Consider the following 707-nt stretch of genomic DNA (forward strand, 5'->3'; position numbering starts at 1 on the left):
ATCTATTTGATCATGTGTCAATATATTAGTGCTAGGAAGATCTTTAATTTGCTCCTTATTGTAAATTCCGCTGATATTTCCTGCTCTGTAATCATCTTTTGTATCAACACCATTTCGTTTTCTTACGGACACTTCCTTAATCAATAGGCCTTTTTCTGTGTCAATCGTAATTTTTCCTCGTGATTTCTTACTCTTTCTATAACTACTCCTATTAGTTAATACGATTTTATCGTTAATAGAAAAGTCGTCACCCTTTACTTCCTTTTTTAAAATACTCTGTTCTAATCGGTCGATTTTGTCACTATAAGCCCATTCTATAGCGTCAAAGAACGAAGTCTTGCCAAACCCGTTTGGAGCATATATTGCAACTAAGTTAGCAATGCCTTTAGAATCGCAAAATTCGAACCTCTCTGTACCTTCATATACTCTAAAGTCTCGAACTTCAATTGATTTTATTTTATTCATTTGTTAATTTCTTCTATCAATTGTTCAACATTTTGTTTTATATCGCTTTCAGAAAGCTGCGTAACTAATCTTAATGTATTGAGGTCTTCGTCATCCAATCTATCTTCTAACGGTATCTCAGGAATAACGGACTTTTCGACATCGAACTCAAAAAACTCTTGATAGATAAGAGTATTTATCTCATCATTTTCAAGCCATTTACCCAAGTTTGAATTAACTATTTTTCTTGTTGAGTATTTATC

At 32.7% G+C, this 707-nt stretch carries 2 protein-coding genes; both read right to left on the bottom strand.

Going from position 1 to position 707, the window contains the following annotated elements:
* Window positions 1-465, bottom strand: a 465-nt coding sequence (locus tag L4C32_RS20755; RefSeq protein WP_428198780.1) for an AAA family ATPase, incomplete at its 3' end; no start/stop codon positions are given.
* A partial coding sequence (locus L4C32_RS20760; protein WP_428198781.1) for a hypothetical protein occupies window positions 462-707 on the bottom strand: 246 nt, incomplete at its 5' end. The genes L4C32_RS20755 and L4C32_RS20760, both read right to left, overlap by 4 nt.

It is taken from the genome of Aliivibrio kagoshimensis (genome assembly GCF_050337105.1).
GTDB classification, from domain to species: Bacteria; Pseudomonadota; Gammaproteobacteria; order Enterobacterales; family Vibrionaceae; genus Aliivibrio_A; species Aliivibrio_A kagoshimensis.